Annotated in this window: 5 protein-coding genes; all 5 read left to right on the top strand. The window is 45.5% G+C overall.

What is annotated here, in order from left to right; genetic code table 11:
* The first annotated feature begins 262 nt into the window (after positions 1–262).
* Positions 263–1,801, top strand: a complete 1,539-nt coding sequence (locus tag A3739_RS03090) for an ABC transporter ATP-binding protein (protein WP_068478187.1) — start codon at positions 263–265, stop codon at positions 1,799–1,801.
* Positions 1,798–2,904 (top strand): ABC transporter permease, encoded by a 1,107-nt coding sequence (locus A3739_RS03095; protein WP_068478189.1) that lies wholly within the window; start codon positions 1,798–1,800, stop codon positions 2,902–2,904. Before A3739_RS03090 ends, A3739_RS03095 begins: the two co-directional genes overlap by 4 nt.
* Positions 2,905–2,913: 9 nt before the next feature.
* Positions 2,914–3,840: an ABC transporter permease gene (locus A3739_RS03100; RefSeq protein WP_068478191.1), complete on the top strand. Its 927-nt coding sequence runs from the start codon at positions 2,914–2,916 to the stop codon at positions 3,838–3,840.
* Between the two features lie 63 nt (positions 3,841–3,903).
* Positions 3,904–4,983 (top strand): BMP family ABC transporter substrate-binding protein, encoded by a 1,080-nt coding sequence (locus A3739_RS03105; protein WP_068478194.1) that lies wholly within the window; start codon positions 3,904–3,906, stop codon positions 4,981–4,983.
* 114 nt (positions 4,984–5,097) lie between these two features.
* The coding region (locus A3739_RS03110) for an outer membrane protein OmpK (RefSeq protein ID WP_068500268.1) at positions 5,098–5,733 on the top strand (636 nt) is incomplete at its 3' end.

The raw sequence follows: 5,733 nt of genomic DNA on the forward strand, positions 1-5,733 counted from the left end.
TCAAGTCTCAAAATTGAATCTATATAATTACAAGTATAACCAAATGGTCAGCTAATTTTCTGAATTTTATCGAATCTCTTATATCTTTTGTTTATAGATGTTATGCGTTGATTTTGGTTTTTATGTGTTTATATTTTCTGACCGAATAGCCAAGGATGATGTGTTTATAAGGATGTAGTCGGTTGGTAGGAGTTGGCAAGGTACTTGCTTATGAAAATAAAAATTAATTTCAGTGCCGCTGTCTTGACGGTTAGGTAAAACAATGAAACGCATACAATTAAGCGGAATCACCAAGCGCTATCCGGGAACGGTCGCGAACAATAAGGTTTCTCTCAATGTAGAGAAAGGTGAGATCCATGCGCTGCTTGGCGAGAACGGTGCAGGCAAAAGTACGCTGATGAAAATTATTTACGGAGTGGTCAAGCCTGATGAAGGTGAGATGCTCTGGGAAGGAAAACCTGTTTCAGTAAAAGGCGCTTCGCACGCTAGGGAACTTGGAATAGGGATGGTGTTTCAGCATTTCTCTTTATTTGAAACGCTTACCGTGGCTGAAAACATCGCACTCAGTATTCCGAAAGACCAAGTCGGGTCGATGGATGGCTTGAAGCAGCGTATCAGTGAAGTATCTGAACGCTATGGAATGAAGCTCGATCCAGATCGTTATGTTCACACCTTATCTATCGGTGAGCAGCAACGCGTAGAAATTGTTCGCTGCCTACTTCAAGACGTTAAACTACTCATTCTCGACGAACCTACCTCCGTACTGACCCCACAAGAAGTTGAAACTCTCTTTAAGACACTTCAGACATTGAGTGCTGAAGGCTGCAGTATTTTGTTTATCTCACACAAGCTTGATGAAGTGCGTGCTATTTGCACAGGCGCAACGATTTTGCGTGGCGGTGTGGTGACAGGTGACTGTAATCCGCAAGAAACAACAACGGATGAAATTGCGCGTTTGATGGTTGGCGATGACACTCCATTGAATCAGGACTACCAGAAAGCGGTCGGTGGTGATGTATTCCTTCAAGTTACTAACTTGAGTCACCAATCAGACGATCCATTCTCTACTTCACTTAAAAACATCACCATGGATGTGCGCAAAGGTGAGATTCTGGGTATTGCTGGTGTTGCAGGAAATGGGCAAGAAGAACTGCTCGATATGATCGGTGGCGAAGAGCTAGGTGAAGCCTCTGTCATCAAGTTTGAAGATCTGACAGTGGGTAAATTAGGACCTGCCGAACGACGCGCTTTAGGTTTAGGTTTTGTCCCTGAAGAACGTCTAGGACGTGGTGCGGTTCCAGATATGTCCTTGGAAGACAATGGTCTACTCACGGCATATCAAACGGGTGATTTGGTCAATAAAGGTTGGATTAATCGCTCCAAAGTCAAAGAGTTCGCCAACACTATTATCAGTAACTTCAAAGTAAAAACACCGGATGCGCAAGCGCAAGCGAAGTCTTTGTCTGGTGGTAATCTCCAAAAATACATTATCGGTCGTGAGATTCTTCAAAATCCTAAGTTATTAGTGTGTTCGCATCCTACGTGGGGTGTGGATATTGGTGCTGCGATTTTGATTCGCCATGAACTCATCAAATTACGTGATGCCGGTGCTTCGATCCTAGTAGTGTCTGAGGATATCGATGAGTTGTATCAAATCAGTGATCGTATCTGTGCGATTTGTGATGGTGAGTTGTCACCTGTTGCAGCGACAGAGAAGGTTAGCATTAACCAACTTGGTAAATGGATGGCGGGTGACAAGACTCCTGTAGAAGATAACGAGCAAGCGGGAGCGGTCGCATGATCTTTAAATTAGAAAAGCGTCCTTCAGACTCGAAGGCAATGGCCTATTTATCGCCAGTGCTGGCGGTGCTATTAACCTTGATTAGTGGTGCAATCGTATTTGCTTCCTTAGGGCATGATCCACTGGGTTCTCTCTATGTATTCTTCTTACAGCCGCTCGAGGACTTGTACGGTTGGACTGAACTCGGTATCAAAGTTGCGCCACTATTATTGTGTGCAATGGGCTTAATGCTTTGCTTTAAAGCACAGGTATGGAACATCGGTGCAGAAGGGCAGTTTATTCTTGGCGGCCTAGGCGGCGGTTTCTTAGCATTGCAACTGGGTGATGTTGAAAGTTACTGGGTGCTACCGGCTGTACTTCTATTCGGTAGTTTATGTGGTTTGGCGTGGGCAGCGCTGGCGGCGTGGTTAAAAACGCGTTTCTCTGCGAATGAAATTCTAACCACCATTATGCTCAACTATATCGCTTTGTACTTCTTATACTATGGCGTACATGGCCCCTTAAAAGATCCAGACGGATTTAACTTCCCCGAGTCGGCTTTATTCTCTGATTTCGCGATGCTTCCGGTTATTTTCGAAGACTATCGTTTGACGATCTCTATCTTATTCGCTTTGTTTGCCGTGGCCGTCATTTGGACATTTATGTCTCGTGCAATGCTCGGCTTCCAGATTAATGTGCTGGGTCAAGATCCTTCAGCAGCAAGTTTTGCAGGGTTTAAAGATAAAAAGCTTGTTTGGTTGGTGCTGCTAATTTGTGGTGCTTTGGCGGGGCTCGCTGGTGTGTCTGAAGTCACTGGTCCTGTCGGGCAGTTGAATCCATATATTGCACCTGGCTACGGCTATGCTGCGATTATTATTGTGTTCTTGGGCCGTATGCATCCTGGCGGTATTGTGATTGCCAGTATGCTTCTCGCACTCACTTACATGGGCGGTGAAATGGTTCAAATGGACCTGACACTTCCGAAGTCTATTACGGGCTTATTCCAAGGTATGTTGCTGTTTTATCTCTTAGCGTGTGACTTGTTGATCTCATATCGCATCGTTCGAGATCGTCCGGTTCAAACTAAATCATCTAGCAATCAACAAGAAACAGCGCAGGCGTAAGGGGCAGTCGTGGATATTGAATTAATCACTAACATCTTATTTGCGACCATTCGCACAGGTACGCCGCTTATTTTGATCGCATTGGGTGAAATGGTGTGTGAAAAGTCTGGTGTATTGAACTTGGGCCAAGAAGGCATGGTGCTAATGGGCGCAGTGCTTGGTTTTGCTGCCTCAGTGATCACCGGTAATTTGGGCTTGGGTCTTGTGGCATCAGTTATTGCTGGTATGTTTATGTCATTGCTATTTGGTTTCTTAGCGATTTCGCTGGTCGCAAACCAAGTCGCTACGGGTTTAGCCTTAACGATATTTGGTACTGGCTTAAGTGCCTTTATTGGCGCGAGCTACGTTGGGGTAGGCATCGAAGGTATTCAGGCGTGGACGATTCCACTACTGAGCGATATTCCTGTTATCGGCAAAATCTTTTTCTCGCATGACCCGTTGGTTTACCTCAGTTGGGTTCTGTTCGGCTTGGTGTTCTGGGTATTTAAGAGCACGCGTCTTGGCCTCACGATTCGTTCAGTTGGCGAAAATCCAGAAGCGGCTAACGCCATTGGTATGAGTGTATTCAAAGTACGCTACGGCGCAGTCATGTTTGGTGGTGCGATGGCTGGTCTTGCAGGTGGATACTTATCACTCGCTTATACACCTCTTTGGTCTGAAGGTATGTCTGCAGGACGTGGCTGGATTGCACTTGCATTAGTTGTATTTGCAAGCTGGAAAGCAGAAAGAATTATGTTGGGAGCTTATTTGTTTGGTGCGGCGAGCATCATGCATTTGGTTCTTCAAGGACTGGGCTTTGAAGCCTCACCTAATTTGTTAGCAATGCTTCCTTACGTTGCAACAATTCTTGTTTTGGTTGTTCTCGCGAACGATGCAATCAAAGCAAAACTAAGTACGCCTTTGGCGCTGGGTCAACCATATAGACCTCAGCTTTAAAGCGTCACGAGAGTAGCGTTTGATCGCTACTCTCTAGATAAAAAAGAAACTCAGGAGTTAATAATGAAACTAAAAACAATTAGCAAAGTGCTTGCGACGGCAGCACTAGCTGGTGGCATGAGCGTAGCGCAAGCGGAAGACCCAATTAACATCGGCTTCGTTTACGTTGGTCCTACTGGTGATGCGGGCTGGACTTACGCGCATGATGAAGCACGTAAGTATGTTGAAGAGCAACTTGGCGACAAAGTAAAAACAACTTACGTTGAATCTGTGCCAGAAGGCGCGGACGGTGAGCGTGTTATTCGTCAGTTGGCATCAAAAGGCAACGACCTAATCTTCACAACCTCATTCGGTTACATGAACCCAACTCTTAAGGTTGCTAAGAAGTTCCCTAAAGTAGCGTTCGAGCATGCTTCTGGTTACAAGCGTGCAGACAACATGGGTACTTACTTCACGCGTGCGTATCAAGGTCGTTACTTGACTGGTTTGATCGCAGGCAAGATGACTGAATCTAACGTACTTGGCTACGTTGCTTCATTCCCAATCCCAGAAGTAATTCGTGGTATCAACGCATTCACTAAAGGCGCGAAAGAAGTAAACCCAGACGTTCAAGTAAAAGTTGTTTGGGCGAGCACTTGGTACGACCCAGCCAAAGAGCGTGAAGCTGCAGAAACCTTGATCCTTCAAGGTGCAGACGTTCTTACTCAGCACACTGACTCAGCAGCAGTTATTCAAGCAGCTGAAGCGAAAGGTAAGTACGCGATCGGTTATCACTCAGATATGTCTGAGTACGGTGAGAAAGCACACCTTACAGCAGCTATTCACAACTGGGGTCCTCTTTACTTGAAGAAGGCTCAGCAAGTTCTTGATGGTACTTGGAAAGCTGAAGATCTATGGCCTGGTATCGCTGAAGGTACTACAGATCTAGCACCATTGAACGAAGCTATTCCGGCTGATGTTGTTGCGTTGGTTGAAGAGAAAAAAGCGGCCTTGAAAGCGGGCGAAATGCGCGTATTTGATGGTCCTGTTATTAACCAGGCTGGCGAAGAAGTTGTACCAGCTGGTAGCACCATGGATGACGGTGCGCTACTAGGCTTTGGTTTCTACATCGAAGGTGTAGAGGGCAAATTGCCTCAGTCGTAAACCGGGACGTTTAAAGTATCGGGAGCTTTGTTGAGCTTATTGCACAGCAAGCTCCCATTTTCCGGAAAAAGGCACAACTAAAAAGTGCCGTGATGTAATTACTAAGGTAGAAAAATGAAACAACTAAAAACTCTTGCAAGTGCAGCAGCACTTTCTGCAGCGGTAGTCGCTGCTCCAGCTCAAGCAGAACAATTCTGGGCAGACAACAGTGTAACTGTTCTTCACAGTGCTGATTACTTCAATGTAGGTTACAACTTCGGTGCTCCGAATAAGACTCAAGAAATGACTGTGATGACAATTGAGCACGCTTCTGGCCACGATTGGGGTGATGCGTTCTTCTTCGTAGATCGTCTAAACGGTAAAGGTTCAGCTTCTAGCTTCAACGAAACTTACGGTGAACTTTCTCCTCGTTTCAGCCTTAGTAACTTAGCAGGATCAGACTTAAGTGTTGGTCCGATTAAAGATGTACTTCTTGCTACAACTTACGAATTTAGCTCTAACTCAACTGGTTTTAGTCAAGACAATTACCTTTACGGTGTTGGCTTGAGCTGGGATCTTCCAGGATTTGCGTTTTTCGGCACTAACGTTTTCTACGCTGATAATGAAAACAACAAGGATGACGTTCAGTTGACAGTTACTTACGGTGTTCCTTTCGCAGTAGCAGGTGTTGACTTCATGTTCGACGGTTACATCGACTGGTCTTCAGCAGAAGCTGATCACGCGTCTGATTTCCACTTCAACCCACAGCTT

It is taken from the genome of Oleiphilus sp. HI0067 (assembly GCF_001635735.1).

Excerpts from the sequence above, each read along its gene's own strand:
- A3739_RS03095 (WP_068478189.1), top strand. The coding sequence starts at position 1,798 with ATGATCTTTAAATTAGAAAAGCGTCCTTCAGACTCGAAGGCAATGGCC.
- A3739_RS03090 (WP_068478187.1), top strand. The coding sequence starts at position 263 with ATGAAACGCATACAATTAAGCGGAATCACCAAGCGCTATCCGGGAACG.
- A3739_RS03105 (WP_068478194.1), top strand. The coding sequence starts at position 3,904 with ATGAAACTAAAAACAATTAGCAAAGTGCTTGCGACGGCAGCACTAGCT.